This window comes from Pseudomonas sp. ABFPK (assembly GCF_001586765.1).
GTDB classification, from domain to species: domain Bacteria; phylum Pseudomonadota; class Gammaproteobacteria; order Pseudomonadales; family Pseudomonadaceae; genus Aquipseudomonas; species Aquipseudomonas asiatica.
Window position 1 is genome coordinate 169,028 of the sequence record NZ_LQXW01000001.1, and the last position, 26,224, is coordinate 195,251.

Annotated in this window: 24 protein-coding genes; 14 read left to right on the forward strand and 10 right to left on the reverse strand. The window is 62.3% G+C overall.

The window, feature by feature from the left end; translation table 11 throughout:
• Window positions 1-11 precede the first annotated feature (11 nt).
• Window positions 12-1,820: a sodium-extruding oxaloacetate decarboxylase subunit alpha gene (gene oadA / locus WM94_RS00795; RefSeq protein ID WP_013974836.1), complete on the forward strand. Its 1,809-nt coding sequence runs from the start codon at window positions 12-14 to the stop codon at window positions 1,818-1,820.
• Between the two features lie 180 nt (window positions 1,821-2,000).
• On the opposite strand, the gene WM94_RS00800 is transcribed toward oadA, so the two are convergent.
• From WM94_RS00800 to WM94_RS00810, 3 genes are read right to left on the reverse strand one after another with little or no spacing between them, the layout of a single operon-like run.
• A complete protein-coding gene (locus WM94_RS00800; protein ID WP_061550222.1) occupies window positions 2,001-2,672 on the reverse strand; it encodes a GNAT family N-acetyltransferase in 672 nt (223 codons plus the stop codon).
• Between the two features lie 8 nt (window positions 2,673-2,680).
• Window positions 2,681-3,127: a GNAT family N-acetyltransferase gene (locus WM94_RS00805; protein WP_061550223.1), complete on the reverse strand. Its 447-nt coding sequence runs from the start codon at window positions 3,125-3,127 to the stop codon at window positions 2,681-2,683.
• Window positions 3,128-3,138: 11 nt separating this feature from the next.
• Complete coding sequence (locus tag WM94_RS00810) at window positions 3,139-3,768, reverse strand: FMN-binding negative transcriptional regulator (RefSeq protein WP_061550224.1); 630 nt, start codon at window positions 3,766-3,768, stop codon at window positions 3,139-3,141.
• Between the two features lie 90 nt (window positions 3,769-3,858).
• Here WM94_RS00810 and WM94_RS00815 point away from each other — a divergent pair, with 90 nt between their 5' ends.
• Window positions 3,859-5,403 (forward strand): PLP-dependent aminotransferase family protein, encoded by a 1,545-nt coding sequence (locus tag WM94_RS00815; protein WP_061550225.1) that lies wholly within the window; start codon window positions 3,859-3,861, stop codon window positions 5,401-5,403.
• A gap of 30 nt (window positions 5,404-5,433) precedes the next feature.
• On the opposite strand, the gene WM94_RS00820 is transcribed toward WM94_RS00815, so the two are convergent.
• The 4 genes from WM94_RS00820 to aspA form a co-directional block, all read right to left on the reverse strand.
• Window positions 5,434-6,537: a polyamine ABC transporter substrate-binding protein gene (locus tag WM94_RS00820; RefSeq protein WP_061550226.1), complete on the reverse strand. Its 1,104-nt coding sequence runs from the start codon at window positions 6,535-6,537 to the stop codon at window positions 5,434-5,436.
• On the reverse strand, window positions 6,537-7,580 hold the full coding sequence (locus tag WM94_RS00825) for a histone deacetylase family protein (protein WP_061550227.1): 1,044 nt from the start codon (window positions 7,578-7,580) through the stop codon (window positions 6,537-6,539). Before WM94_RS00825 ends, WM94_RS00820 begins: the two co-directional genes overlap by 1 nt.
• A 231-nt stretch (window positions 7,581-7,811) precedes the next feature.
• Entirely contained in the window at window positions 7,812-8,804 is a 993-nt protein-coding gene (locus tag WM94_RS00830) for an AraC family transcriptional regulator (RefSeq protein ID WP_061550228.1), read from the reverse strand.
• A gap of 183 nt (window positions 8,805-8,987) precedes the next feature.
• Window positions 8,988-10,412, reverse strand: coding sequence for an aspartate ammonia-lyase (gene aspA, locus WM94_RS00835; protein WP_003260072.1), 1,425 nt, complete (start codon window positions 10,410-10,412; stop codon window positions 8,988-8,990).
• A gap of 182 nt (window positions 10,413-10,594) precedes the next feature.
• Here aspA and WM94_RS00840 point away from each other — a divergent pair, with 182 nt between their 5' ends.
• Window positions 10,595-11,512, forward strand: coding sequence for a LysR substrate-binding domain-containing protein (locus WM94_RS00840; RefSeq protein ID WP_013974829.1), 918 nt, complete (start codon window positions 10,595-10,597; stop codon window positions 11,510-11,512).
• Here the strand turns inward: WM94_RS00840 and WM94_RS00845 are convergent.
• Window positions 11,504-12,130, reverse strand: coding sequence for a hypothetical protein (locus WM94_RS00845; RefSeq protein WP_061550229.1), 627 nt, complete (start codon window positions 12,128-12,130; stop codon window positions 11,504-11,506). The two genes, WM94_RS00840 and WM94_RS00845, sit on opposite strands and share 9 nt — an antisense overlap.
• A gap of 270 nt (window positions 12,131-12,400) precedes the next feature.
• Between WM94_RS00845 and purE the strand changes: the two genes are divergently transcribed.
• The 4 genes from purE (at window position 12,401) to WM94_RS00865 (ending at window position 14,909) form a co-directional block, all read left to right on the forward strand.
• Window positions 12,401-12,892, forward strand: coding sequence for a 5-(carboxyamino)imidazole ribonucleotide mutase (purE, locus tag WM94_RS00850; protein ID WP_003253304.1), 492 nt, complete (start codon window positions 12,401-12,403; stop codon window positions 12,890-12,892).
• A gap of 10 nt (window positions 12,893-12,902) precedes the next feature.
• A complete protein-coding gene (locus WM94_RS00855) occupies window positions 12,903-13,985 on the forward strand; it encodes a 5-(carboxyamino)imidazole ribonucleotide synthase (RefSeq protein ID WP_061550230.1) in 1,083 nt (360 codons plus the stop codon).
• A gap of 96 nt (window positions 13,986-14,081) precedes the next feature.
• The gene (locus WM94_RS00860; protein WP_003260079.1) at window positions 14,082-14,327 is read left to right on the forward strand and encodes a GlsB/YeaQ/YmgE family stress response membrane protein; all 246 of its coding nucleotides are present in this window, start codon (window positions 14,082-14,084) and stop codon (window positions 14,325-14,327) included.
• A gap of 48 nt (window positions 14,328-14,375) precedes the next feature.
• Window positions 14,376-14,909, forward strand: coding sequence for a DUF3299 domain-containing protein (locus tag WM94_RS00865; RefSeq protein WP_371033897.1), 534 nt, complete (start codon window positions 14,376-14,378; stop codon window positions 14,907-14,909).
• Window positions 14,910-14,970: 61 nt separating this feature from the next.
• Here the strand turns inward: WM94_RS00865 and WM94_RS00870 are convergent, their stop codons facing one another.
• On the reverse strand, window positions 14,971-15,867 hold the full coding sequence (locus WM94_RS00870; RefSeq protein WP_061550231.1) for a D-hexose-6-phosphate mutarotase: 897 nt from the start codon (window positions 15,865-15,867) through the stop codon (window positions 14,971-14,973).
• Window positions 15,868-15,938: 71 nt separating this feature from the next.
• Complete coding sequence (locus WM94_RS00875) at window positions 15,939-16,337, reverse strand: acyl-CoA thioesterase (protein WP_003253317.1); 399 nt, start codon at window positions 16,335-16,337, stop codon at window positions 15,939-15,941.
• A 361-nt stretch (window positions 16,338-16,698) separates the two neighbouring features.
• On the opposite strand from WM94_RS00875, the gene WM94_RS00880 reads away from it, so the two are divergent.
• The 7 genes from WM94_RS00880 to WM94_RS00910 all read left to right on the forward strand — a co-directional run bounded on the left by WM94_RS00880 (window position 16,699) and on the right by WM94_RS00910 (window position 26,134).
• Window positions 16,699-17,988 carry an MFS transporter gene (locus tag WM94_RS00880; RefSeq protein WP_003258167.1) on the forward strand — a complete coding sequence of 430 codons (1,290 nt, stop codon included), beginning with the start codon at window positions 16,699-16,701 and terminating at the stop codon, window positions 17,986-17,988.
• Between the two features lie 224 nt (window positions 17,989-18,212).
• The gene (locus tag WM94_RS00885) at window positions 18,213-19,211 is read left to right on the forward strand and encodes a phosphate ABC transporter substrate-binding protein PstS (RefSeq protein ID WP_013974822.1); all 999 of its coding nucleotides are present in this window, start codon (window positions 18,213-18,215) and stop codon (window positions 19,209-19,211) included.
• A gap of 139 nt (window positions 19,212-19,350) precedes the next feature.
• Window positions 19,351-21,639 (forward strand): ABC transporter permease subunit, encoded by a 2,289-nt coding sequence (locus WM94_RS00890; RefSeq protein WP_061550232.1) that lies wholly within the window; start codon window positions 19,351-19,353, stop codon window positions 21,637-21,639.
• Window positions 21,640-21,710: 71 nt separating this feature from the next.
• On the forward strand, window positions 21,711-23,327 hold the full coding sequence (pstA, locus tag WM94_RS00895) for a phosphate ABC transporter permease PstA (RefSeq protein WP_170977512.1): 1,617 nt from the start codon (window positions 21,711-21,713) through the stop codon (window positions 23,325-23,327).
• Between the two features lie 72 nt (window positions 23,328-23,399).
• Complete coding sequence (pstB, locus tag WM94_RS00900) at window positions 23,400-24,233, forward strand: phosphate ABC transporter ATP-binding protein PstB (protein ID WP_003258171.1); 834 nt, start codon at window positions 23,400-23,402, stop codon at window positions 24,231-24,233.
• A 63-nt stretch (window positions 24,234-24,296) separates the two neighbouring features.
• Window positions 24,297-25,067 (forward strand): phosphate signaling complex protein PhoU, encoded by a 771-nt coding sequence (phoU, locus tag WM94_RS00905; RefSeq protein ID WP_013974818.1) that lies wholly within the window; start codon window positions 24,297-24,299, stop codon window positions 25,065-25,067.
• A gap of 164 nt (window positions 25,068-25,231) precedes the next feature.
• Window positions 25,232-26,134: a response regulator gene (locus WM94_RS00910; protein ID WP_061550233.1), complete on the forward strand. Its 903-nt coding sequence runs from the start codon at window positions 25,232-25,234 to the stop codon at window positions 26,132-26,134.
• Window positions 26,135-26,224 lie beyond the last annotated feature (90 nt).

Genomic DNA, 26,224 nt, shown 5'->3' on the forward strand with positions numbered 1-26,224 from the left:
GGAACCCCATAATGTCCAAGAAAATTCACGTAACCGACACGATCCTGCGCGACGCCCACCAGTCCCTGCTGGCCACCCGCATGCGTACTGAAGACATGCTGCCGATCTGCGACAAGCTCGACAAGGTCGGCTACTGGTCGCTGGAAGTCTGGGGTGGCGCCACCTTCGACGCCTGCGTGCGCTTCCTCAAGGAAGACCCGTGGGAGCGCCTGCGCAAGCTGCGCGCAGCGCTGCCCAACACCCGCCTGCAAATGCTGCTGCGCGGCCAGAACCTGCTGGGCTACCGCCACTACAGCGACGACGTGGTCAAGGCGTTCGTCGCCAAGGCCGCGGTCAACGGTATCGACGTATTCCGTATCTTCGATGCCATGAACGACGTGCGTAACCTGCGCGTGGCCATTGAAGCGGTCAAGGCTGCCGGCAAGCACGCTCAGGGCACCATCGCCTACACCACCAGCCCGGTGCACACCATCGAAGCCTTCGTGAACCAGGCCAAGCAGATGGAAGCCATGGGTTGCGACTCGATCGCGATCAAGGACATGGCCGGCCTGCTGACCCCGTTCGCCACCGGCGAACTGGTCAAGGCGCTGAAAGCCGAGCAGTCGCTGCCGGTGTTCATTCACTCCCACGACACTGCCGGTCTGGCCGCAATGTGCCAGCTGAAGGCTGTGGAAAACGGCGCCGATCACATCGACACCGCCATCTCCAGCTTCGCTTGGGGCACCAGCCACCCGGGTACCGAGTCGATGGTTGCCGCGCTCAAGGGCAGCGAATTCGATACTGGCCTGGACCTGGAACTGCTGCAGGAAATCGGCCTGTACTTCTATGCCGTGCGCAAGAAGTACCACCAGTTCGAAAGCGAGTTCACCGCCGTGGACACCCGCGTACAGGTCAACCAGGTACCGGGCGGCATGATTTCCAACCTGGCCAACCAGCTCAAGGAACAGGGCGCCCTCAACCGCATGAACGAAGTGCTGGCTGAGATCCCGCGCGTGCGTGAAGACCTTGGCTTCCCACCGCTAGTGACCCCGACCTCGCAGATCGTCGGTACCCAGGCGTTCTTCAACGTGCTGGCCGGCGAGCGCTACAAGACCATCACCAACGAGGTGAAGCTGTACCTGCAAGGCGGTTACGGCAAGGCTCCGGGCGTGGTCAACGAGCAGCTGCGCCGTCAGGCGATCGGCAGTGAAGAAGTGATCGACGTGCGCCCGGCCGACCTGCTGAAGCCGGAAATGGCCAAGCTGCGTGCCGATATCGGCGCCCTGGCCCGTTGCGAAGAAGACGTGCTGACTTTCGCCATGTTCCCTGACATTGGTCGCAAGTTCCTCGAAGAACGCGAAGCCGGCACCCTGACCCCTGAAGTCCTGCTGCCAATTCCTGAAGCGGGCGCAGTGGCGTCCCATAGCGGTGAAGGCGTACCGACCGAGTTCGTCATCGACGTGCACGGCGAAACCTACCGCGTCGACATCACCGGTGTGGGCGTGAAGGCCGAAGGCAAGCGCCACTTCTACCTGTCGATCGACGGCATGCCGGAAGAAGTGGTGTTCGAGCCGCTCAACGAATTCGTCGGCGGCGGCAGCAGCAAGCGCAAGCAGGCCAGTGCCCCGGGCCACGTCAGCACCACCATGCCAGGCAACATCGTCGATGTGCTGGTCAAGGAAGGCGACATGGTCAAGACCGGCCAGGCCGTGCTGATCACCGAAGCCATGAAGATGGAGACCGAAGTGCAGGCGGGTATCGCTGGCAAGGTCGTGGCCATCCACGTGGCCAAGGGCGACCGTGTGACTCCGGGCGAGATCCTGATCGAGATCGAGGGCTGAGATAAGCCCTCATCTATAGGCGGTTTACCTCTGGGGAGCGGATGCTCCCCTTTTTTTTTGCGTTGAATCTGCCGGCCTCTTCGCAGCACAAGGCTGCTCCTACAGGCCCCCGCAAGCCTGAGGTCAGTACCTGTGGGAGCGGGTTTACCCGCGAAGAGGCCGGCTGATCCAACACAACTCTCAACCTTTACGGCATGCCTCAAGTGTTTCTACCTGACCTCCAGGTTGTTGGTTGGTATCGCTCAACCACCGCTCGAACCCGGCGGCCACCGCTGGCCACTCATCATCGGTAATCGAATACCACGCCGTATCCCGATTGTGGTCCTTCACCACCAGGTGCTTGCGGAACACTCCTTCATAGACAAAGCCAAACCGCTCCGCCGCGCGCTTGGAGCGGGCGTTGGCGTTGTTGCACTTCCACTCCAGCCGGCGGTTGCCCAGCTCGAAGCCCAGCTTGCCCAGCAGGTACACCGCCTCGGTGCCCTTGGGTGTACGCTGCATGGCGGCGCCGAAGGCGATGTGGCCAATTTCGATGCGACCGTGGTCGGGCACGATCGACATCAGGCTGAGGATGCCCTGGGCCTGGCCGCTGGTGCGGTCGATGACGGTGTAGAACAGCGGGTCGCGGCCGGCGGCGTTGCCTTCCAGCCAACGGTCGAAGGCGGCACGCTCGGCAAATGGGCCATAGGGCAAGTAGTCCCACAGTACCGGATCGGCAGCCGGGCCTTGCAACACCTCCCAGAGGTCGTCGCCATGTCGCGCCGGGTCAAGCTTTTCGAGGCGGATGAAACGGCCGTCGATAGGGTCGGCCTGTGGGACTGCGGCGGGTTTCCAGTTCAATGCGTCGGTCATGTTCGGCCTTAGAACTCTTTGCGGAATTGGATGAAGCCCGAGCGCTCGGCAACCTGTTGGTACAGGCTGATGGCGGTGGCGTTGGTCTCATGGGTCACCCAGTACACCTTGATGCAGTTGTCGGTCTTGGCTTGGGCGTAGACGTGCTCGATCAGCTGGCGGCCGATGCCCAGGCCGCGCTGCCCGCTTTCCACGTACAGGTCCTGCAGGTAGCAGGCGTTGCCAATGCTCCAGTTGGAACGATGGTAGATGAAGTTGACCATGCCCACCGCCTTGCCATCGACCCAGGCCAAGGCTGAATGGGTCGGTTCGTTTGGGTCGAGCAGGCGTTGCCAGGTGCTGAGGCTGACCTCATCGGCCAATTCGGATTCATAGAAGTGCAAGTAGGCCTGCCACAAGGCGAGCCAGGCAGCATGGTCTTGGGTGGTGACAGGACGCAGGGTAACGCTGGACATGGGCTATTCCTTCAGAGTTGGTGCATATGCGCCGCGAGTTGGTTATCCAGGTAATCGGGGCTGGCGCTAAGGCCTTCACGCACGCCGGCAATGTCTTGCTCAGAGCGGTTCTGGCTTAGCTTGCGCGCGCCTTGCAGGCGGGTGATGGGCAAGCGAACACCGACGATGGCGCGGAGCATGCCATCGAGGTAATCACGCGGGGCGTCGGTGACTTTCCACGGTTCGCCGCGGCCTTGTTCGTGGCGCTCGGTCAGTCGGCTGACAATGGCCAGCAAGGGTTCGGCTTCGTGGATCACTTCGGCTGGGCCATAGGCGTGCACCGCCAGGTAGTTCCAGGTTGGCACCACCTTGGGGTTGTCGGTCTTGCTCGGGTAGTAACCGGGGCTGACATAGGCATCGGCGCCGGGGAACACCAGCAGGGCTTCGCCACCTTGCCTCAGGTCGTGCCATTGGGGGTTGGCCCGCGCCAGGTGGGCATAGACGGTGCCGAATTCGCCTTCGGCAATATCGACCAGCACTGGCAGGTGCGTGGCCAGCAGGCCTTGTTCGCCCTGGCTGACCAGGATGGCCAGGCGGGTGTCGAGCATGTGCTGGTGCAGGCGCCCGAGGTCGTGTTCCTGATGGGGTTTGCTGTTGTACATGCTCGGTTTCCTTGTGCGATGGCTCCATCCTAGGCAGGCTATTGGTTCATAGTAAGAGCCATTAACAGCTGTTTTTATAGGTCCAATGCCATGAGCGAGCGCCCCCTCGTGTTGCCTTTCGACCCTGCCGGGATCGACCTCGATCGCCGCCGCGGGCTCAGCCAGCAGCTGTACCAGGCGCTACGTGCGCGGGTGCTGGACGGGCGCCTGAGCAGTGGCACACGGCTACCGGCCACTCGTGATCTGGCCGCCATGCTGGCGCTGTCACGCAACAGTGTGGTGCGGGCCTATGACCAGCTATATGCCGAGGGCTACATCGAAAGCCGGGTAGGCGACGGCACCTATGTGAGCCAGTTACCGAAGCTCTCAAGTGCAAAACTATCCACAAAAGTATCCACAGGGTTATCCCGTGTGTTATCAACAGACTTATCCACAAATCCCTCAGAAAATACTGAGGATTTATCCAGCAAGCGCCGTTCCAGCGAGCCTTTGCAGCGCCTGAAAAGTAACCATCTGCCGCCCCCAAAAAGCGGTGCACCGCGTGCTTTTCGCGTCGGTATTCCGGCGTTCGACCTGTTCCCCTTCGACGTCTGGGCCAAGCTACAGGCGGGTTTCTGGCGCAACCCGGCTCCGGCGCAGTTGGGTTATGGTGACCCGGCAGGCGAGCCGCTGCTGCGTGAACTGATCGCGGCCTACCTGCGTCGCTCGCGTGGGCTGAGTTGTACCGCTGAACAAATTGTGATCACCAGTGGTGCGCAGCAGGCAATCAGTCTTTGTGCACAGTTGCTGTTGCAGCCGGGCGACGGTGTGGCTGTGGAAAACCCGGGTTACCGCGCAGCCGGGCATGCCTTTGCGCTGGCCGGTGGCAGGCTGTGTGGCGTGCCGGTGGACGAGGACGGCATGGACTGTCGCCGGCTCGGGCAACTGACGGATTGCCGGCTGGCCTATGTCACGCCAGCCCACCAGTACCCGACCGGGGTGACCATGACTCTGGCGCGACGCCTGGAACTGCTGGCCTGGGCCGAGCGCAGCGAAGGCTGGATCATCGAAGACGACTACGACGGCGAGTACCGGTACAGCGGTGCGCCCTTGGCCCCGCTAGCAGCGCTCGACCGGCACGGGCGGGTGCTGTACGTCGGTACCTTCGGCAAGATCGCCTTTCCGGCGTTGCGCCTGGGCTATCTGGTACTGCCACCGCAACTGGCGCAGCCGTTCAGCCAGGGCAGGGCGCTGGCGGTGCGGCATTCGGAGGTCAGTAGCCAGTGCGTGATGGCCGAGTTCATGGCCCGGGGGCACTTCCAGCGGCATATTCGGCGCATGCGCAAGGCGGCGTTGAGCCGGCGCAATGTGCTGAAGGCTGGCTGGCCCGTGGATATTCCGGGTTTGAGCGGCATGCCGGAGGTGGCGGCCGGGCTGCATGTGAAGGTCGATGTGGATAACTTTGCGCGGGAGCAGGAGTTGGTGGCCAAGGCTGAAGCGGTGGGGGTTGAGGTGACGCCGCTTAGCAATTTCTGGCTGGCTGACAGCGAGGTGCCTGTGGATAAAAGGGCAGGGCTGGTGCTGGGGTTTGCAGCGGTGCCGGAGGGGGAGATTGCCGAGGCGTTGATGCGCTTGCGCAAGGCCTGGAGAAAGTGAATGGGGCCGCCTAGCGGCCCCGGCTCTAAATCAGGTACCAGACTTGATCCGTGTCCAGGCCCTGGTCCGAGCTCGCTCGGCATCCCGCGCCAGGGGCTTGAGGGTATACAGCTTGGCCATCGCCTCCGCTGTCGGATACAGGTTGGGGTTGTTGCGAATCGCCGGGTCGACCTTGTCGGTCGCATCCTTGTTCGGGTTCGGGTACCCGACAAAGTCGCTGATAGGCGCAATCACCTCAGGCCGCAGTAAGTAGTTGATGAACGCGTGGGCATCTTCCGGGTTGGTCGCATTCTTCGGAATCGCCAGCATGTCGAACCAGATCGGTGCACCTTCCTTGGGCAGGCGCATGTCCACCACCACGCCATTCTTCGCCTCGCGGGCGCGGTTGGCTGCCTGAGAGAAGCTACCGCTGTAGCCCACTGCCACGCAGATATCGCCGTTGGCGATGTCAGCCATGTACTTCGAGGAATGGAAGTAGGTGATGTGCGGGCGAATCTTCAGCATCAGCGCTTCGGCTTTCTTGTAATCAGCCGGTTTGTCGCTGTTCGGTGGCAGGCCCAGGTACTGCAGGGCCAGCGGCATGATCTCCGACGGCGAGTCGAGCAGGGCCACGCCGCATTGCTTGAGCTTGGAGATGTTCTCTTCCTTGAAGATCAGGTCCCAACTGTCCACCGGGGCGTTGTCGCCGAGCGCAGCCTTGACCTTGGCCGGGTTGAAGCCGATCAGCACGGTGCCGTACATGTAGGGTACGGCAAATTTGTTGCCGGGGTCGTTGGCTTCGATCAGCTTCATCAGCGCCGGGTCCAGGTGCTGCCAGTTCGGCAGCTTGCTGCGGTCCAGCGGCTGGAACACACCCGCTTCGATCTGCTTGGCGAGGAACACGTTGGATGGCACTACCACGTCATATCCGGAGTTGCCGGTCAGCAGTTTCGCTTCCAGCGCCTCATTGGTGTCGAAGATGTCGTAGACCAGCTTCACTCCGCTGTCTTTCTGAAACTCGGTGAGAGTTTGCGGAGTGATGTAGTCGAACCAGTTGAACACCCTCAGGGTGCGCTGTTCGGCCTGGGCCTGCAGGGCACCGGTGAACAGGGTAGCGGCGATGAACGGGGCGAGCAGACGCTTGAGTCGAACCATTATCGGGCTCCTGGCTGGGCCTGCTGGAAGCCTTCCAGCACATTGACCGCGTTGATACCGATTTCTTCCACAGCGTAGCCGCCTTCCATCACGAAAAGGGTCGGCTTGCCGAGCTGGGCGATGCGCTTGCCCATTTCCAGGTAGTCCGGGCTGTCCAGCTTGAACTGCGAGATCGGGTCGTCTTTGAAGGTATCCACACCCAGCGAGATCACCAGCACTTCAGCGTCATAGGCGGCGATGCGCTGGCAGGCGTCCTCCAGGGCGGCGTTCCAGGCGGCCCAGTCGCTGCCAGCCGGCAGTGGGTAGTTGATGTTGCAGCCTTCGCCGGCACCCTCGCCGGTTTCATCGGCATAGCCGAGGAAGAACGGGAACTCGTCGCGCGGGTCGCCATGGATCGAGGCGAAGAACACATCGTTGCGGCTGTAGAAGATGTCCTGGGTGCCGTTGCCGTGGTGATAGTCGACATCGAGGATTGCGACCTTGCGCCGGCCCTGGTCAAGGAAGGCCTGGGCGGCGATGGCGGCGTTGTTCAGGTAGCAATAGCCGCCCATGACTTCGCCAGCCGCATGGTGCCCTGGCGGGCGGCACAGGGCGAAGGCGGAATGGGCGCCTTGCTGGATCGCCGCCTGGGCGGTGAGGGCGACCTGGGCGGCGCTGTAGGCAGCCTGCCAGGTCCCGGCGGTGATCGGTGCGCCGGCGTCGAAGCTGTAGTAGCCCAGCTCACCGTGCAGGCCGGTGGGTTTTATCTGGCGCAGGGAGCGTGCGGGCCAGGTGAATGGCAGCAGGTCGCCTTCCTGGCCCAGTGCGGCCCAGCGCGCCCAGGCGCCTTCGAAGAAGTCCAGGTAGCCGGCACTGTGGATACGCAGCAACGGTGCACGGCCATAGTCGGTGGGGCCCTGGATGTCGCCAAGGTTGCGCTTTTTCACCTGGTCGAGCACATGGTCGGCGCGTGACGGCATTTCGAAACAGGGCATCAGCTTGCCGTCGATCAGCTCGCAGCGGCCATGGTGCAGGCGGTGGTCATCGGAATAGATCGTCAGCATTGTTGTTCTCCATTGGATACTGGCGTGGGCCCATTTTCATGGGCGAGCCACCCGGGGAGAATGACGCATACGGCCAAAAGGGGATCGATGTGGCCAAGCTCATTGGCAGAATTTGTTGGTGGCCTGTACTGGCCCTTTCGCGGGTGAACCCGCTCCCACAGGTACGGTGTTGCACCTGAGTGGGTGCAATCCCTGTGGGAGCGGGTTCACCCGCGAAAGGGCCGGTAAAGTTCAACCGCGAAAATGGCTTGGCGCTACACCACTCCAACGCTGGAAGGCATGCCGAAAACTGGCGGTCTCGCTGAACCCCAGGGACTCGGCAATCCGGTAGATCGGCATCTGCGCATCAGCCAGCAACTGTTTGGCCCGCTCGAACCTCAGTTCATCCAGCAGCTGTTGATAACTGCTGCCCAACGCCTGCAAATGCCGGCGCAGCGTGCGCGAGGAGCAGTTCATCTGCCGTGCCAGCCCTTCCAGCCCGGGCGCTGCATCCAGTTGCTGCGCCAGCAGTTGGCGAATCCGCCCCAGCCAGGCCTGGCGGCCGGTGAATTCCAGGTTCAGGCGCCGGCAGCGTTCGCTCATTGCCTTGTGGGTAATCGGGTCGGCCAGCGGCAGTGGCGTGTCCAGCCAGCGCCGTTCGAAGGCAAAGGCATTGTCCTCGGCGTCGAAACCGACTGGGCACTGGAATGCCCCGGCATAGAGAGCATGGTAACCGGGCCGTGGGTGTTCAAAACGAGCACCCAGCAGGGGCAGCGGGCGGCCGAGCAGGTCGTCGCAGATGACCTTCAGCGACACCAGGCAGAACTCGGCATTGAAGGCGGTCAGCGCCGGGCTGTCGTGGTAATCGCTGGCGCTGAACCAGACACGCTGGCCGTCATCGAGCAAACGCAGCTTGAAGATTGTTCCCAGCAGTGCCGGATACTGCAGTGCCAAGCGCAAGGCGTCACCCAAAGTGGCACTGGAGAGCAGGGCGTAACCGAGCATGCCGTAGCACGACACATGCATGCGCTGGCCCAGCTCCAGGCCTATATCTTCGCGTCGGGCAACGGCGTTGGCGCACACCTGCAGTTCCTGCTGGGTGGTGATACGCGCATCGGCATGGCCCAGGTCTGCCGGGCCGATGCCGCTGCCGGCCAGCAGCGCCGACGCCTCGCAACCGTCTGCCTGGAAGACGTTGAGGATCAGCGAAACCGCGTTGAGGGTGGTCAGGTGGCTGTGCAGCATGCTGGGTAATCCCGTTGGCCTGGGACGCATTATGGAGCAAGTTGTGTGCCGTTGTTCGGGGGGCCGCAAAGCAGCCCCAAAATCCTTCAGGCAAAAAAAAGGCCCGAAGCATAGGCTCGGGCCTTTGAAAGGTTGAGAGGTGTCTAGTCCCTCGACCTGGTGAGACTGTTTACAGCAGCCTGGTTACGCCTTCAGCGGAACCAGACGGGGAGCGATCATGTTTTCCGGACGCAGGATGTCGTCGAGCATCGCGTCGTCCAGCAGCTTCTCTTCGCGCACCAGTTCCAGTACGCCGCGGCCGGTTTCCAGGGCAACGCGGGCGATACGGGTGGCGTTTTCGTAGCCGATGTACGGGTTCAGGGCGGTGACCAGGCCGATCGAGTGCTCGACCAGTTCACGGCAGCGCTGTTCGTTGGCGGTGATGCCGACGATGCAATGCTCGCGCAGCATGTCCATGGCACGTTGCAGCAGGCGGATCGAGTCGAAGATCTTGTAGGCGATCAGCGGCTCCATCACGTTCAGCTGCAGCTGGCCACCTTCGGCGGCGACGGTCAGGGCCAGGTCGTTGCCCATGATGGCGAAGGCCACTTGGTTGACGGCTTCCGGGATAACCGGGTTGACCTTGCCTGGCATGATCGAGCTGCCTGGCTGACGCGCTGGCAGGTTGATTTCGTTGATGCCGGTGCGTGGGCCGCTGGACAGCAGGCGCAGGTCGTTGCAAATCTTCGACAGCTTGACTGCAGTACGCTTGAGCATGCCGGAGAACAGTACGAAGGCGCCCATGTCGGAGGTGGCTTCGATCAGGTCGGCAGCCGGTACCAGCGGTTGGCCGCTGATGGCAGCCAGGCGCTGTACGGCCAGGGCCTGGTAGCCAGGGTCGGCGTTGATGCCGGTACCGATGGCGGTACCGCCCAGGTTGATTTCGGTCAGCAGTTCCGGGGCCAGCGAGCGCAGGCGCTGCAGGTCTTCGGTCATGGTGGTGGCGAAGGCACGGAATTCCTGGCCCAGGGTCATCGGTACGGCGTCCTGCAGCTGGGTACGGCCCATCTTCAGTACGTGGTCGAACTCTTTACCCTTGGCAGCGAAGGCCTGGATCAGGCTGTCGAGGCTGGCCAGCAGCGCGTCGTGGCCCAGCAGCAGGCCCAGGCGGATAGCCGTCGGGTAGGCGTCGTTGGTCGACTGCGCCATGTTCACGTCGTTGTTCGGGTGCAGGTACTGGTACTCACCCTTCTGGTGGCCCATGGCCTCCAGCGCAACGTTGGCGATCACTTCGTTGGCGTTCATGTTGGTAGAAGTACCAGCACCGCCCTGGATCATGTCCACTACGAACTGGTCGTGGTAATCGCCTTTGATCAGACGGGCGCAGGCTGCGGTGATGGCAGCGTGCTTGGCATCGCTCAGGTGGCCCAGCTCACGGTTGGCGTCAGCAGCAGCCTGCTTGACCATGGCCAGGGCCACGACCAGCTTCGGGTAGTGCGACAGCGGAACACCGGAGAGGTGGAAGTTGTTGGCAGCGCGCAGGGTCTGGATGCCGTAGTAGGCATCTGCAGGAACTTCAAGGGTACCCAACAAATCTTTTTCGACGCGGAACGATGCAGCGGAGGACATGATGTATATCATCTCGATTTTGACCCGGCACATGCCAGAATGGCGCCAATCCTAGGCCTGAAGGTGATTTTGCGGCCAATGCTGTTGCACGCTAACCTATGCACAAACGGCATAGTGTTTCATGTGACGCCAATTGATATTCGAGCGTGTTCCATTTTGGTGCACGCCAGGAGATGTGCTTCGTGAACCTTGAAAGCAAATGGCTGGAAGACTTCAGCGCGCTGGCTGCGACCCGCAGTTTTTCCCAGGCGGCAGAACGGCGTTTCGTTACCCAACCTGCCTTCAGCCGGCGTATACGCAGTCTGGAAGCAGCTTTGGGCCTGCAATTGGTGAATCGTTCCCGCACGCCGATCGAACTGACCGAGGCCGGGCAGCTGTTTCTCGTCACCGCGCGTACTGTTGTCGACCAATTGAGCGAAATTCTCCGCCATTTGCATCATCTGGAGGGCGGGCAGGGTGAAGTGGTACAGGTGGCCGCTGCACACTCGCTGGCGTCGGGCTTTTTCCCGCGTTGGGTGGCCCAGTTGCGCAACGATGGTTTGAACATTGCCACCCGCCTGGTTGCGACCAACGTCGGAGATGCCGTGCATGCATTGCGTGAAGGTGGCTGCGACCTGATGCTGGCCTTCTATGACCCGGATGCCGCCTTGCAGATGGATGCCGAAATCTTCCCGTCGCTGCACATGGGCACCACTGAAATGTTGCCGGTGTGCGCCGTGGATGCCGACGGCAAGCCGTTGTTCGACCTGGAAGGCGAGGGCAGTGTGCCGCTGCTGGCGTATACCGCCGGCGCTTTCCTCGGTCGGTCGGTCAATTTGCTGCTGCGCCAGCGAAACCTGCGCTATACCACCGTCTACGAAACCGCCATGGCCGACAGCCTCAAGAGCATGGCGTTGGAGGGCATGGGCATCGCCTGGGTGCCGCGCCTGTCGATGCGTGGCGAACTGGAGCGGGGCGAACTGGCGATCTGCGGCGGCAGCCAGTGGCATGTGCCACTGGAAATTCGTCTGTACCGCTGCGCACTGGTGCGCAAGGCCAACGTCCGCTTGTTGTGGCGCAAGCTTGAGTCGTCAGGCGCACAAGGTGAGGCTTCAGTTTGAGTTGTATTTCAAGTAGTCCGCGATATTCGCGCGATTCTTGTCGCTATAGCGGTAGCAATTGGATCGGGCCGGTACACGGGGGTGGGTGTACGTTTCACACACCCAGCCATTGAATTTCAGCTCGGCATCTTCGTGCGTGGCGCCTAGCAAATGACCGATTTCATGGGCTGGAGCACCGTATGCACCTGCCGACGCAATAGCCGTGTTTTGCTTCTGATAGGCAAGGCCGGCGTTGTAGTTCAGGCCGCTGTGATCATAGCTGTTGCGCGTCAGCAGCAGTTGTTTATCCATAAAGGAAAAGGATGGGTGGCGCTGTTGTTCATGCAGTTGCCGGGTGAAGGCCTCGAGTAGTTGAGCGGACGGCATTCCTGCATAAGCAATATCGGTAATGTGTTCTACCTCGCGTTGAAATATGACCTCGATGGACTGTTGGCTGAAACTGCGCATCTCGTCCAGCCAATGCTGAAAGAAGTCCTTGTTCAATTGCTCATTGCTCATGTCGGCAAGGTCGTCGTGAACATAGACGGTGACGGTCAGCGAGCGGGCAGCAGAAACAACTGGCAGTTGCAAGCTGAGTACCAGGCCACACGAAAGCGCGAAGAGGCGTGAAACACTCATATGTACGTACCTGAATTTTCGAGATCGGGGATACAAGCGTCTGGTATTCGCCGAGCCAGAGGCGGCAGGAAAAAGTTGTCCTGCGAGACAGCTTGCCCTTTGATCAGACATGTGCTTGCGGGGGTGGGCGCAGGGCCTTGAAATACGCTACAATCCCGCGCCTTCGGCCGACCTGGTCGATTTAGAATCCGTATGACAAGCCACGCCGGCCCACCTGCGTGGCTTGTTGCTTTTAGCGCGCCAGAAGGCGCTTGCAGGAGAGGCTCGACGATGAGTGCACTGGTTGGCGTGATCATGGGCTCCAAGTCCGATTGGTCCACCCTTAGCCACACCGCCGATATGCTGGAAAAACTCGGCATTCCCTACGAGGTGAAGGTGGTTTCCGCCCACCGTACCCCGGATCTGCTGTTCCAGTATGCCGAGGAGGCTGAGGGTCGTGGCATCGAGGTGATCATCGCCGGTGCCGGTGGCGCTGCCCACCTGCCAGGCATGTGCGCCGCCAAGACCCACCTGCCGGTGCTGGGTGTGCCCGTACAATCGTCGATGCTGTCGGGTGTCGATTCGCTGCTGTCGATCGTGCAGATGCCAGCCGGCGTGCCGGTTGCCACCCTGGCCATCGGTCGTGCCGGTGCGGTCAACGCGGCGCTGCTGTCGGCCAGCATCCTCGGCGCCAAGTACCCGCAGTACCACGCGGCGCTCAAGCAGTTCCGCACGGAACAGACCGACACCGTTCTGGACAACCCAGACCCGCGCCAGGCTTGAGGCTCAACCCATGAAGATCGGTGTAATCGGTGGCGGCCAGCTGGGCCGCATGCTGGCCCTGGCGGGTACCCCGCTGGGCATGAACTTCGCCTTCCTCGACCCGGCGCCGGACGCCTGCGCCGCGCCGCTGGGCGAGCACCTGCGTGCCGACTACGGCGACCAGGACCACCTGCGTCAGCTGGCCGACGAAGTCGACCTGGTCACCTTCGAGTTCGAAAGCGTCCCGGCCGAGACCGTGGCCTTCCTCTCGCAGTTCGTGCCGGTGTACCCCAGCGCCGAAGCGCTGCGCATCGCCCGTGACCGCCTGTTCGAGAAGAGCATGTTCCGCGACCTGGGTATCCCTACCCCGGCCTTCGCCGACATCCTCTCGCAGGCCGACCTGGACGCCGCGGTGGCCAGCATCGGCCTGCCGGCCGTGCTGAAAACCCGCACCCTGGGTTACGACGGCAAGGGCCAGAAGGTGCTGCGCACGCCTGAGGACGTGGTCGGTACCTTTGCCGAGCTGGGCAGCGTACCTTGCCTGCTGGAAGGCTTTGTGCCGTTCACCGGCGAAGTGTCGCTGGTGGCCGTGCGTGCCCGTGATGGCGAAACCCGCTTCTACCCTCTGGTGCACAACACCCACGAAAGCGGCATCCTGCGCCTGTCGGTCGCCAGCCAGGCGCACCCGCTACAGGCCCTGGCCGAAGACTACGTGGGCCGCGTGCTCAAGCAACTGGACTATGTGGGCGTGATGGCCTTCGAGTTCTTCGAAGTCGACGGCGGCCTGAAGGCCAACGAAATCGCCCCGCGCGTGCACAACTCAGGGCACTGGACCATCGAAGGCGCCGAATGCAGCCAGTTCGAGAACCACCTGCGCGCCGTCGCCGGCCTGCCGCTGGGCTCGACCGCCAAGGTCGGCGAGAGCGCGATGCTCAACTTCATCGGTGAAGTGCCGGCGGTGGAAAAGGTAGTTGCCATCGGTGACTGCCACCTGCATCACTATGGCAAGGCGTTCAAGGCCGGTCGCAAGGTTGGCCACGCCACCCTGCGCTGCCACGACATGGCCACCCTCGAGCGCAAGATTGCCGAAGTAGAAGCCCTGATCGGCAACTGATCGAACTTCTACCAGCGGCTTGCCCTCTGAAATGGCAACGAGCCAAAGCGCTGTCTAGGCTTTGGCTTGTTCCATCTTCACTGCAGAGGGATTGCCATGGGTATCATTGGAACCATCTTCATCGGCCTCATCGTTGGCCTGCTGGCCCGCTTCATCAAGCCGGGCGACGACAGCATGGGCTGGATCATGACCATCCTGCTGGGGATTGCCGGCTCCCTGCTGGCCACCTACGGCGGCCAGGCACTGGGCATCTATCAGGCCGGGCAGGCTGCGGGATTCCTTGGCGCGCTGGTCGGTGCCGTGATCCTTCTGGTGATTTACGGATTCATCAAGAAGCGCTGATTAGTGGTTAGAATGCCCGGCAATTCATTGGAGTTGCCGAGCATTTTCATGCGTGCCTTTTTCCTCGCCCCACTGTTGCTGGCCAGCGCCCTGGCCCATGCCGAACTGCCTGAAACCGACTGGCTGGAGCTGATGCCCGAGTCGGACCAGCAGGCCCTCGAGCAAATGCCCGAGATCGATCACAACTCGCCGGAAGCCATGGGTACCTTTACCGACAAGGGCGGCCTGAAGCAGAGCAAGGGCCTGCCGGCGGTGATGTACTCGACCAAGACGGTGGCGGCCATGAATGGCAAGGATATTCGCCTTGGGGGCTACCCGGTGCCGCTGGAGAGCGATGCCAAGGGCAACAGCACGCTGTTCTTCCTGGTGCCGTACCCAGGCGCGTGCATCCATGTGCCGCCGCCACCGCCGAACCAGCTGGTGCTGGTGCGCTACCCGAAGGGTCTGAAGATCGATGATATCTACACACCGCTGTGGGTCAGCGGCAAGCTGAAGGTGGAGAAGGTCAGCAATGACCTGGCCGATGCGGCCTATGCGCTGGATGCCGGGAAGGTGAGGGTGGTGGAGGACGCAGACCTCTGACGCCTGCACTGGCCTCTTCGCAAGCAAGCCCGCGAAGAGGCCCGCATAGGCACTGCAAGACTCAGATCATTTCACAGCCAATCCTGACCCCCAGCGAGCTGCTGCCCCCAGGCTTCAATTCCACCAGGTCATCCCACGCATTCGCCGTCTCGATGCACAGCATCCGCTGCCACCCATCGTCGGCCATGTCTGGCAGTTCCCTGGCCCGTTCAGTCCAAGGGTTCCAGATCACCGCCGAGCGCGACCCACTGCTGGTCAAGGTAATGCGCCGCTTCCAGTGTGGGTCGACGATGCTCAGGGTTTGCGGTGTCGCCAGGTAGATCCGGTCAGTCTCCCCGGCAAACGCCAGCGGCCCCTTCTGCTGGCACTGCTCCCAGTCAGCCAGGGTCTCGATATAGCTCAGCCCCTCCACCCCTTCGACCCGCGCCTGGCGAACGTCACTGACCGCGCAGTAGCTGTGCAGGGCCTGGCTGATGGTCACGGGGGTATTGCCCATGTTGCGGCTGGTCAGGTTCAGCTGCAGGTCCTCGCCCAGCTCCACCACCAGCTTCAGCTCGACGTCATGAGGCCAGCCAGGCAGGTCACCCTGCGCTTCCGGCAGTTCGAATTCGATGCGCAGGCCTTCGCCCGCCTCCTCGATACCCAGCAATTGCCAGTCGCGCGCGCGCGCCAGGCCGTGGGCGGGTGCCTGTTCGCCGTGGTACATGGCCTGCACGGCCTGGGGGTTGCGCTGCAGGTTGCCGAACCACGGCCAGCACACCGGCACACCGGCGCGTACCGACTTGCCCTTACGGAAGATGGCCTGGTCGCTCAGCCACAGCAGCGGTGGCTGGCCAACGCGCTGGTAGCTGAGGATCTGCGCGCCCTGCTGGGCGATCAGTAGTTCGGCGTGGTCACTGCTGATACGCCAGCAGTTGAGTTCGCCATGTTGCTCGGTTACGACCTGGAAGGTAGCCATTGCATTCATCTCATTGATTGCCAGTGGGCCTTGGACCCGGGCACATGCAATGAGTTTACCGCCGGCGTGGCTCAGCGACGAGGTACGGAGCGGGTGCGGCCACTGCCGTCGATGGCGACGAAGACGAAGACTGCTTCGGTGACCTTGCGCCATTCGCTGGACAGCGGGTCGTCGCTCCACACTTCGACCATCATCTGGATCGAGCTGCGGCCGATTTCCAGGGTCTGGGTATAGAACGATAGCTGCGCGCCGACGGCGACCGGGACCAGAAAGGCCATGCGGTCGATGGCCACGGTGGCCACGCGGCCGCCGGCGACACGGCTGGCCATGGCGGTGCCGGCCAGGTCCATCTGGGCGACAAGCCAGCCGCCGAAGATGTCGCCAAACCCGTTGGTTTCGCGCGGGAGTGCGGTGATCTGCAAGGCCAGGTCGCCTTGCGGGATTGGATCTTCTTGTTCGAGCTCAATCATGCGATGGGGCCTCTGACCCGTGACGCTTTTCGTTGGTGTGGCGCAAAGGCCGGGTAAACGATTCAGCTTGAAACATACTACGCCGATTTCGTTTCACTGGGCGGCCGTAGGGAAACTCTGCGAAACCGCCTGACAGTAATGACCGGCGTTTTCGCACAACATCCCACGTTAGGAGCAACCTTTTCCTACGAAGTGCCAGTATATAGAGCATAACGGCCAGCGACGACCGAGCATTCATGAATATGTGTAGGGATTTTGTATCGCTTTCGGCGCAGCTCAGCAATTTGCTATCTTCGCCTGTCTCCCAATCCAGAAGCCGCATGCCAAGCGGCCTGCATGCCCACAAAGAGAACAATGAGCGATGACTTCCGTGCCGAGCAGTATCGAGCAGCCTTCGCGGCCGCTGACCCGCAGTGACTACAAGACCCTCTCACTGTCCGCCCTGGGCGGCGCGCTGGAGTTCTACGACTTCATCATTTTCGTGTTCTTCGCCACAGTGGTCGGCAAGCTGTTCTTCCCGGCTGACATGCCCGAATGGCTGCGCCTGATGCAAACCTTTGGCATTTTCGCCGCCGGCTACCTGGCGCGGCCGCTGGGCGGCATCATCATGGCCCACTTCGGTGACCTGCTCGGGCGCAAGAAGATGTTCACCCTGAGCATCTTCATGATGGCCCTGCCGACGCTGATCATGGGCCTGCTGCCCACTTATGCACAGATCGGCATGTGGGCGCCGATCCTGTTGCTGCTGATGCGCGTGATCCAGGGCGCGGCCATCGGTGGCGAGGTACCGGGCGCCTGGGTATTCGTGTCCGAGCACGTGCCAGAGCGCAACACCGGCTACGCCTGCGGCACCCTCACCGCAGGCCTGACCGCGGGCATCCTGCTTGGTTCGCTGGTGGCGACCCTGATCAACAGCGTCTACAGCGCACAGGAAGTGGCAGATTACGCCTGGCGTATCCCGTTCCTGCTCGGCGGTGTATTCGGCCTGTTCTCGGTGTACCTGCGCCGTTGGCTGCACGAAACCCCGGTGTTCGCCGAGATGCAGCAGCGCAAGGCGCTGGCCGAGGAGCTGCCGTTGCGCGCGGTGCTGCGTGACCATCGCGGCGCGATCATCCTGTCGATGCTGCTGACCTGGATGCTGTCAGCCGCCATCGTGGTGCTCATCCTGATGACTCCGGCGCTGCTGCAGAGCATCTACCACATCAGCCCAACCGACTCGCTCAAGGCCAACAGCCTGGCCATCGTGCTGCTCAGCTTCGGCTGCATCGGCGCTGGCAGCCTGGCCGATCGCTTCGGCGCGGGCCGGGTGTTCGTGATCGGCAGCCTGCTGCTGCTGGCGACCTCCTGGACCTTCTACCACAGCCTGCCGACCCGGCCCGAGCTGCTGTTCCCGCTGTATGCAGTGACCGGCCTGTGCGTGGGCGTGATTGGCGCGGTGCCTTATGTGATGGTCAAGGCGTTCCCGGCGGTGGTGCGCTTCAGCGGGCTGTCGTTCTCGTACAACGTGGCCTACGCGATCTTTGGCGGGCTGACACCGATGGTGGTGACTGCGCTGCTGAAAGTGAGCCCGATGGCGCCGGCCTACTATGTGGCGGGGCTGTGTGCCGTTGGTCTGGTTGTTGGCCTGTACCTCCTGGCCAACAAGCGTTAAGGCTGCTGGCCTCTTCGCGGCTAAAGCCGCTCCCACAGAAATTGCACCGGCTTCAAGGCAATGCCGCACCTGTGGGAGCGGCTTTAGCCGCGAAGAGGCCAGACCTGCTTTTGATGATGGCCTTTCATCCAATTGTCATATTCAAGTCATATCGTATTCATGCGGCCTACAGATACTTGGGCCCGTTCCATCCAACACCCCAATATTCCTGCTAGGAGCAAGGCATGAAACTGAAGCGTTTGATGGCGGCCCTCACCTTTGCCGCCGCTGGCGTTGCAACCGCCAACGCGGTAGCCGCTGTCGATCCTGCGATCCCGACCTACACCAAGACCACTGGTGTTTCGGGCAACCTCTCCAGCGTCGGTTCGGACACCCTCGCCAACCTGATGACTCTGTGGGCCGAGGCCTACAAGAAGGAATATCCTAACGTAAACATCCAGATCCAGGCTGCCGGCTCCTCCACCGCGCCACCCGCGCTGACCGAAGGCACCGCCAACCTCGGCCCGATGAGCCGCAAGATGAAGGACGTCGAGCTGCAGGCCTTCGAGCAGAAATACGGCTACAAACCGACCGCCATCCCGGTCGCCGTAGACGCCCTGGCTGTGTTCGTGCACAAGGACAACCCGATCAAAGGCCTGACCATGGCCCAGGTCGACGCCATCTTCTCTTCCACCCGCCTGTGCGGTGGCAAAGCCGACGTCAAGACCTGGGGTGACCTGGGCGTGACCGGCGACCTGGCCAACAAGCCGGTGCAGCTGTTCGGCCGTAACTCGGTATCGGGCACCTACGGCTACTTCAAGGAAGAAGCCCTGTGCAAAGGCGACTTCAAGCCTAACGTCAACGAACAGCCTGGCTCGGCTTCGGTCGTGCAATCGATCAGCTCCTCGCTGAACGGCATCGGCTACTCGGGTATCGGCTACAAGACCGCCAGCGTCAAGACCGTGGCCCTGGCCAAGAAGGAAGGCGGTGAGTTCGTTGAGGACAATGAAGCCAACGCCCTGAACGGCACCTACCCGCTGTCGCGCTTCCTGTACGTCTACGTCAACAAGGCCCCGAACAAGCCTCTGGCCCCGCTGGAAGCCGAGTTCGTCAAGCTGGTGCTGTCGCAAGCTGGCCAGCAGGTCGTGGTGAAGGATGGCTACATCCCGCTGCCGGCCAAAGTCGTCGACAAGACCTTGGCTGACCTGGGCCTGTCCCACGCAGGTAACGTCGCAAAAAAGTAAGTAACTGAAGGGGAGGCCGGCGCTGATGCCCGGCCTCTTCCACGAAGCTCCAGTCCGAAGCCAGGTTTCCTGTGCGGCGGGCTTTCGTGCGTCACCACTTTGTAATGTTTTTGTCACACGGGACCGCTAGGGTGTGCGCATGAATGATCTGGCCAATTCCAACATGACCCAAAACTCCCAGCCCGTGCGGATTGATTTCAATACGCCGGAGTTGCAACGCAAGCGCCGCATGCGCGCGCTAAAGGACCGCCTGACCCGCTGGTATGTACTGGTAGGCGGGCTTGCCGTATTGGCGGCTATCACCCTGATCTTCTTCTATCTGGCCTATGTGGTGCTGCCGCTGTTCCAGGGGGCCGAGCTGACCAGCAAAAAAGCCCTGGAGCCGACCTGGCTGCAACAGGATGCCGGCAAGCCGCTGATGATCGCGCTTGAAGAGCAGAACCTGGTGGGCATGCGTGTTTCGGACAAGGGCCAGGCACTGTTCTTCGATACCAAGACCGGTAACGAGCTCAAGCGTGTCGACCTGCCACTGCCGGCAGGCACCCAGGTCACTTCGATCAGTGCCGACCAGCCGGGTAGCCCGCTGGTGGTGCTGGGCTTGTCCAATGGCCAGGCGCTGGTGTTTCACCACACCTACAAGATCACCTACCCGGACAACAAGAAAACCATCGCCCCCGGCATCGACTACCCGTACGGCGAGCAGCCGTTCGTGCTCGACGAGCAGGGGCGTGCGCTGGATCATGTCAGCGTAAACGTCAATGGCGACACCCTGCTGCTGGCTGCTTCCACCGGCGCGCACCTGCAGGTGGTCGAGTTGACCCGCACCGAGAACATGATGACCGAAGAGGTCACGACCGAGCAGAACCGCATCGAACTGCCGCAGATGACCGAAACGGTGAAGAACATCTTCATCGACCCGCGTCAGCAGTGGCTGTACGTGATCAACGGCCGTGCCACCGCGGACGTGTTCAACCTGCGCGACAAGAGCCTCAACGGCCGCTACAAACTGTCTGAAAGCGCCGACACCGAAATTACCGCCACCGCCCAGCTGGTCGGCGGCATCTCGCTGATCATCGGTGATTCCAAGGGCGGCCTGGCCCAGTGGTTCATGGCCCGTGACCCGGATGGTGAATCGCGCTTCAAGCTGATCCGCACTTTCCAGATGGGCAAGGCCGCAGTCGTGCAGATCGACGCCGAAGAGCGTCGCAAGGGCTTCGTGGCCCTCGACGCCGCAGGCGAGCTGGGCGTGTTCCACAGCACCGCGCACCGTACCCTGCTGGTCGAGCCGGCCGCCGAAGGCCCAGGCATCCTGGCCCTGTCGCCACGTGCCAACCGCATCATCATCGAGGAAGGTGGCAAGCTGCTGCCACTTAGCCTGCGCAACCCGCACCCGGAAATTTCCTTCAGCGCGCTGTGGGGCAAGGTGTGGTACGAGAACTACGACGAGCCGAAATACGTCTGGCAATCGACCGCTTCGAACACCGACTTCGAGCCCAAACTGAGCCTGTCGCCGCTAACCTTCGGTACCCTCAAGGCTGCGTTCTACGCCATGATCCTGGCGGCCCCGCTGGCGATTGCCGCGGCCATCTACACTGCCTACTTCATGGCCCCGGGCATGCGCCGCAAGGTCAAGCCGGTGATCGAACTGATGGAAGCGATGCCGACGGTGATCCTCGGCTTCTTCGCCGGCCTGTTCCTGGCCCCGTATCTGGAAGGCCACCTGCCGGGCGTGTTCAGCCTGTTCCTGCTGATGCCGCTCGGTATCCTGCTGGCCGGGTTCGCCTGGACCCGCCTGCCCGAGTCGATTCGCCTGCGTATCCCGGATGGCTGGGAAGCGGCGATCCTGATCCCGGTCATCCTGTTCACCGGGTGGTTCGCCCTGACCATGAGCCCGCACCTCGAGAGCTGGTTCTTTGGCGGTGACATGCGCCTGTGGATCACCAACGACCTGGGGATAACCTACGACCAGCGCAATGCCCTGGTCGTGGGTATCGCCATGGGCTTCGCGGTCATCCCGAACATCTACTCCATCGCCGAAGACGCCGTGTTCAGTGTGCCACGCAGCCTGACCCTGGGCTCCCTGGCGCTGGGGGCGACGCCCTGGCAGACCCTGACCCGCGTGGTCATCCTCACCGCCAGCCCAGGTATCTTCTCGGCGCTGATGATCGGCATGGGCCGTGCGGTGGGCGAGACCATGATCGTGTTGATGGCCACTGGCAACACCCCGGTGATGGAGCTGAACCTGTTCGAGGGCATGCGCACCCTGGCCGCCAACGTGGCGGTGGAAATGCCGGAATCGGAAGTCGGCGGCAGCCACTACCGCGTGCTGTTCCTGGCCGCGCTGGTGCTGCTGATGTTCACCTTCATCATGAACACCTTGGCCGAGCTGATTCGCCAGCGTCTGCGCAAGAAATACTCGTCGCTTTGATAGAAAGGTAGCGATCCGTGAAAAAGGATTCCCTCAAAGGCTGGTTCAAGAGCGGCGCCCCAGGCGTCTGGATGAGCGGCGGCGCGGTGGCCATGGCAGTGATCATGACCGTTGGCCTGCTGGCGGTGATTGCCGTGCGCGGCCTGGGCCACTTCTGGCCGGCCGATCTTGTCCAGGCTACCTACAAGGTGCCGGGCCAGGCCGACCATGTCGTCATTGGCGAAGTGGTGCAAAAGGAAGAAGTACCCCGTGCCCGCCTGAAGGGCGCTGGCCTGCCAGTGCCTGACCAAGGCCCGGAGTTCATGACCCGTGAGCTGATCAAGGTGGGCAACCGCGACCTCAACGGCAGCGACTTCACCTGGGTGGTCGGCGACTGGCTGGTCGACGAAAGGCACCCGACCGACCTGGTCGCCCTGGAGCGCCGCGAGTGGGGCAACTTCTACGGTTACCTGGTCAGCGTCAAGGAAGAAGGCCGCGTGGTCGCCGAAGGCGCTGCGGCCTGGGCCGAGCTGCAGGCCCGCCTCAAGCGCGCCAACCAGCTCAACAGCGAACTGCAAAGCCTCGAAAAGAAAGACATCGGCGCCATCAACCATGGCCTCGAGCGCCTGCGTCTGCAAGCGCGCAAGCTGGAGCTGGACGGCAAGCTGGACGCCGCCGCCCAGGCCGATATGGACGCCGAGCGCGCCGAGCTGAACAGTCGCTACAAGGCCATCGAAGACCGCCTGACCGGTCTGCACCAGGCCTTCGCCCGCGACAGCCTGGTGGCCCGTGATGGCAACGGCCGTGAAGTGGAAATCAACCTCAGCAAGGTGGTGCACGCCATCCAGCCTAACGCCATGTCGGGGTTCACCAAGCTGGGCACCTACTTCACCAAGGTCTGGGAGTTCCTCAGCGATGACCCGCGTGAAGCCAACACCGAGGGCGGTATCTTCCCGGCCATCTTCGGTACTGTGATGATGACCCTGATCATGGCCGTGATCGTCACCCCGTTCGGTGTGCTGGCTGCCGTGTACCTGCGCGAATACGCCAGACAGGGCCCGGTGACCCGCTTGATCCGCATCGCGGTGAACAACCTGGCTGGTGTGCCCGCGATCGTCTACGGCGTGTTCGGCTTGGGCTTCTTCGTCTACGTGCTGGGTGGCTCGATCGACCGCCTGTTCTTCCCCGAAGCACTGCCGGCGCCAACCCTGGGTACCCCAGGCCTGTTGTGGGCATCGCTGACCCTGGCGCTGCTGGCCGTGCCGGTGGTGATCGTGGCCACGGAGGAAGGCCTGGCGCGTATCCCGCGCACCGTGCGCGAAGGCTCGCTGGCCCTGGGCGCTACCAAGGCCGAAACCCTGTGGAAGATCGTCCTGCCGATGGCCAGCCCGGCGATGATGACCGGCATGATCCTCGCCGTGGCCCGCGCCGCCGGTGAAGTGGCGCCGCTGATGCTGGTGGGTGTGGTAAAGCTGGCTCCATCCCTGCCGGTGGACGGGAACTACCCGTACCTGCACCTGGACCAGAAGATCATGCACCTGGGCTTCCATATCTATGACGTCGGCTTCCAGAGCCCCAACGTAGAAGCCGCGCGGCCGCTGGTATACGCCACGGCGTTGCTGCTGGTGCTGGTGATCGCGGCCCTCAACCTCTCGGCCGTGTGGATCCGTAACCACCTGCGCGAGAAGTACAAGGCCCTCGACAGCTGATCCTGATTGCAAGCGTGCCGCCCGTTAAACGGGCGGCCCTTAGAAACGAATTGTTAGCGTATGGAGTTGACCATGCAGCAAGAATCCCATACCCACGGCATCGACATGTCTGCCCTGGGCCGCGACAAGCAGAGCCTGCGCCTGGCCGAAGAAACCGTAGCCATCGAAGTGCCGGGCCTGAGCCTGTTCTACGGTGACAAACAAGCGCTGTTCGATGTGCAGATGAACATTCCCAAGCAGCGCGTGACCGCCTTTATCGGCCCGTCCGGCTGCGGCAAGTCGACCCTGCTGCGCACCTTCAACCGCATGAACGATCTGGTTGATGGTTGCCGCGTGGAAGGCGCCATCAACCTGTATGGCAATAACATCTACCGCAAGGGCGAAGACGTGGCCGAGCTGCGCCGTCGTGTGGGCATGGTGTTCCAGAAGCCCAACCCGTTCCCAAAGACCATCTACGAAAACGTGGTCTACGGCCTGCGGATCCAGGGCATCAACAAGAAGCGCGTGCTGGACGAAGCGGTCGAATGGGCGCTGAAGGGCGCGGCACTGTGGGACGAGGTCAAGGACCGCCTGCACGATTCGGCACTGGGCCTGTCCGGTGGCCAGCAGCAGCGTCTGGTCATCGCCCGCACCATCGCCGTGGAGCCGGAAGTGCTGCTGCTCGACGAACCGTGCTCGGCACTGGACCCGATCTCGACCCTGAAAGTCGAGGAACTGATCTACGAATTGAAATCCAAGTACACCATCGTCATCGTGACCCACAACATGCAGCAGGCGGCCCGTGTTTCGGACTACACCGCGTTCATGTACATGGGCAAACTGGTCGAATTCGGGGATACCGACACCCTGTTCACCAACCCGGCGAAGAAACAGACCGAAGACTACATCACCGGTCGCTACGGCTAAGCCTGGCCAGCCAGGGCACGACACGAACTACTTGAAGCTTGCAGCTTCTTCGCGGAGCGAACGATGATCAACAAAGAAAGCCTTACGCATCACATTTCCCAGCAGTTCAACGCCGAGCTCGAAGAGGTGCGTAGCCACCTGCTGGCCATGGGCGGCCTGGTCGAAAAGCAGGTCAACGACGCAGTCACTGCGCTGATCGAAGCCGACTCGGGCCTGGCCCAGCAAGTGCGCGAAGTCGACGAGCAGATCAACCAGATGGAGCGCAACATCGACGAGGAGTGCCTGCGCATCCTCGCCCGTCGTCAGCCGGCGGCCTCCGACCTGCGTCTGATCATCAGCATCTCCAAGTCGGTGATTGACCTGGAGCGCATCGGTGACGAGTCGACCAAGATCGCCCGCCGCGCCATCCAGCTGTGCGAGGAAGGCGAGTCACCGCGCGGCTATGTCGAGGTGCGCCACATCGGCGACCAGGTACGCAACATGGTCCGTGACGCGCTGGACGCCTTTGCCCGCTTCGACGCCGACCTGGCACTGTCGGTGGCCCAGTACGACAAGACCATCGACCGCGAATACAAGACCGCCCTGCGTGAGCTGGTGACCTACATGATGGAAGACCCGCGCTCGATCTCGCGGGTACTGAGCGTGATCTGGGTCCTGCGTTCGCTGGAGCGTATCGGCGACCATGCGCGCAATATCTCCGAGCTGGTGATCTATCTGGTGCGCGGCACCGACGTGCGTCACATGGGCCTCAAGCGCATGACGGCAGAAGTGCAAGGCACTGCTGTTTCCGACGGCGAAAACGCTAATGTTCCGGCTGAACCTGACGATAAGTAAGGTTGCTCCCGAGCATCGACGCCCGGCCTTGGCCGGGCGTTTTCGTTTGCGGTCGAGGAGCCGGCAGGCACCCGCGAACGATGTGAAGAAGTCCCGGCGTGACCAGGTTGTAGCAAGTGGCCATTATTCGGCGGTAGGCTAGTCGGGATTCAGAAGGAGTATCGATGAGTAAAGTGAATGTGCTGGTCGTGGATGACGCCCCGTTTATCCGTGATCTGGTCCGCAAATGCCTGCGCAATGCCTTCCCGGGCATGACCATCGACGACGCCGTCAACGGTCGCAAGGCAATGGCCATGCTGGGCAAGGAAGCGTTCGACCTGGTTCTGTGCGACTGGGAAATGCCGGAAATGTCCGGCCTGGAACTGCTCACCTGGTGCCGCCAGCAGCCTGAGTTGAAGAACCTGCAATTCATCATGGTGACCAGCCGTGGCGACAAGGAAAACGTCATCCAGGCGATTCAGGCGGGCGTTTCCGATTTTGTCGGCAAGCCGTTCACCAACGAGCAGTTGCTGACCAAGGTGAAAAAGGCTCTGACCAAGATCGGCAAGCTCGACAGCCTGATGTCCAGCGGCCCGGCACGGGTCAACTCGGCGTTCGCCAATGACTCGCTGAATGCGCTGACAGCCGGCAAGCCTGAAGCGGTGAAGGTCGCGGCGCCAGCTCCGGCACCTGCAACCGCACCCGCCAGGCCAGTGGCCAATGCCCCCCGGCCCGCCACTCCCGCGCCGACCGGCCGTGGCCAGGGCCAGTTGCGCCTGGCCGGCGGCATGCAGCCGTGCGTGATCAAGGCGCTGAGCCTGAAAGAGGCGCTGCTGGTGGTGCGCCGTGGTGAAGCGCTGCCACAGGTGCTGGAAGGCGCGGTGCTGGACCTGGAGCAGGGCGAGAACGCCGAAATCGCGCGCCTGAACGGCTACCTGCATGCCGTCGCGGCACTTGAGCCCAAGCCCGACAGCGATTGGTTGCAACTGACCTTCAAGTTCGTCGATCAGGATGCCCAGAAGCTCGACTACCTGTCGCGGCTGATTGCCCGCGGGACGGCGCAGAAGCATTTCACCCCGGGCGCCTGACCGCAGCCTCACACCGCACTTTTTGTAGGAGCAGCCTTGTGCTGCGAATGGGCTGCAAAGCAGCCCCCAGGTATCAATGCCGCCGCAAGC

Bases quoted from the DNA above. Each gene is read 5' to 3' on its own strand.
- oadA (WP_013974836.1), top strand. From the start codon at position 12: ATGTCCAAGAAAATTCACGTAACCGACACGATCCTGCGCGACGCCCAC.
- WM94_RS00800 (WP_061550222.1), bottom strand. From the start codon at position 2,672: ATGACCGACGCATTGAACTGGAAACCCGCCGCAGTCCCACAGGCCGAC.
- WM94_RS00805 (WP_061550223.1), bottom strand. From the start codon at position 3,127: ATGTCCAGCGTTACCCTGCGTCCTGTCACCACCCAAGACCATGCTGCC.
- WM94_RS00810 (WP_061550224.1), bottom strand. From the start codon at position 3,768: ATGTACAACAGCAAACCCCATCAGGAACACGACCTCGGGCGCCTGCAC.
- WM94_RS00815 (WP_061550225.1), top strand. From the start codon at position 3,859: ATGAGCGAGCGCCCCCTCGTGTTGCCTTTCGACCCTGCCGGGATCGAC.
- WM94_RS00820 (WP_061550226.1), bottom strand. From the start codon at position 6,537: ATGGTTCGACTCAAGCGTCTGCTCGCCCCGTTCATCGCCGCTACCCTG.
- WM94_RS00825 (WP_061550227.1), bottom strand. From the start codon at position 7,580: ATGCTGACGATCTATTCCGATGACCACCGCCTGCACCATGGCCGCTGC.
- WM94_RS00830 (WP_061550228.1), bottom strand. From the start codon at position 8,804: ATGCTGCACAGCCACCTGACCACCCTCAACGCGGTTTCGCTGATCCTC.
- aspA (WP_003260072.1), bottom strand. From the start codon at position 10,412: ATGTCCTCCGCTGCATCGTTCCGCGTCGAAAAAGATTTGTTGGGTACC.
- WM94_RS00845 (WP_061550229.1), bottom strand. From the start codon at position 12,130: ATGAGTGTTTCACGCCTCTTCGCGCTTTCGTGTGGCCTGGTACTCAGC.
- purE (WP_003253304.1), top strand. From the start codon at position 12,401: ATGAGTGCACTGGTTGGCGTGATCATGGGCTCCAAGTCCGATTGGTCC.
- WM94_RS00855 (WP_061550230.1), top strand. From the start codon at position 12,903: ATGAAGATCGGTGTAATCGGTGGCGGCCAGCTGGGCCGCATGCTGGCC.
- WM94_RS00860 (WP_003260079.1), top strand. From the start codon at position 14,082: ATGGGTATCATTGGAACCATCTTCATCGGCCTCATCGTTGGCCTGCTG.
- WM94_RS00865 (WP_371033897.1), top strand. From the start codon at position 14,376: ATGCGTGCCTTTTTCCTCGCCCCACTGTTGCTGGCCAGCGCCCTGGCC.
- WM94_RS00870 (WP_061550231.1), bottom strand. From the start codon at position 15,867: ATGGCTACCTTCCAGGTCGTAACCGAGCAACATGGCGAACTCAACTGC.
- WM94_RS00875 (WP_003253317.1), bottom strand. From the start codon at position 16,337: ATGATTGAGCTCGAACAAGAAGATCCAATCCCGCAAGGCGACCTGGCC.
- WM94_RS00880 (WP_003258167.1), top strand. From the start codon at position 16,699: ATGACTTCCGTGCCGAGCAGTATCGAGCAGCCTTCGCGGCCGCTGACC.
- WM94_RS00885 (WP_013974822.1), top strand. From the start codon at position 18,213: ATGAAACTGAAGCGTTTGATGGCGGCCCTCACCTTTGCCGCCGCTGGC.
- WM94_RS00890 (WP_061550232.1), top strand. From the start codon at position 19,351: ATGAATGATCTGGCCAATTCCAACATGACCCAAAACTCCCAGCCCGTG.
- pstA (WP_170977512.1), top strand. From the start codon at position 21,711: ATGAGCGGCGGCGCGGTGGCCATGGCAGTGATCATGACCGTTGGCCTG.
- pstB (WP_003258171.1), top strand. From the start codon at position 23,400: ATGCAGCAAGAATCCCATACCCACGGCATCGACATGTCTGCCCTGGGC.
- phoU (WP_013974818.1), top strand. From the start codon at position 24,297: ATGATCAACAAAGAAAGCCTTACGCATCACATTTCCCAGCAGTTCAAC.
- WM94_RS00910 (WP_061550233.1), top strand. From the start codon at position 25,232: ATGAGTAAAGTGAATGTGCTGGTCGTGGATGACGCCCCGTTTATCCGT.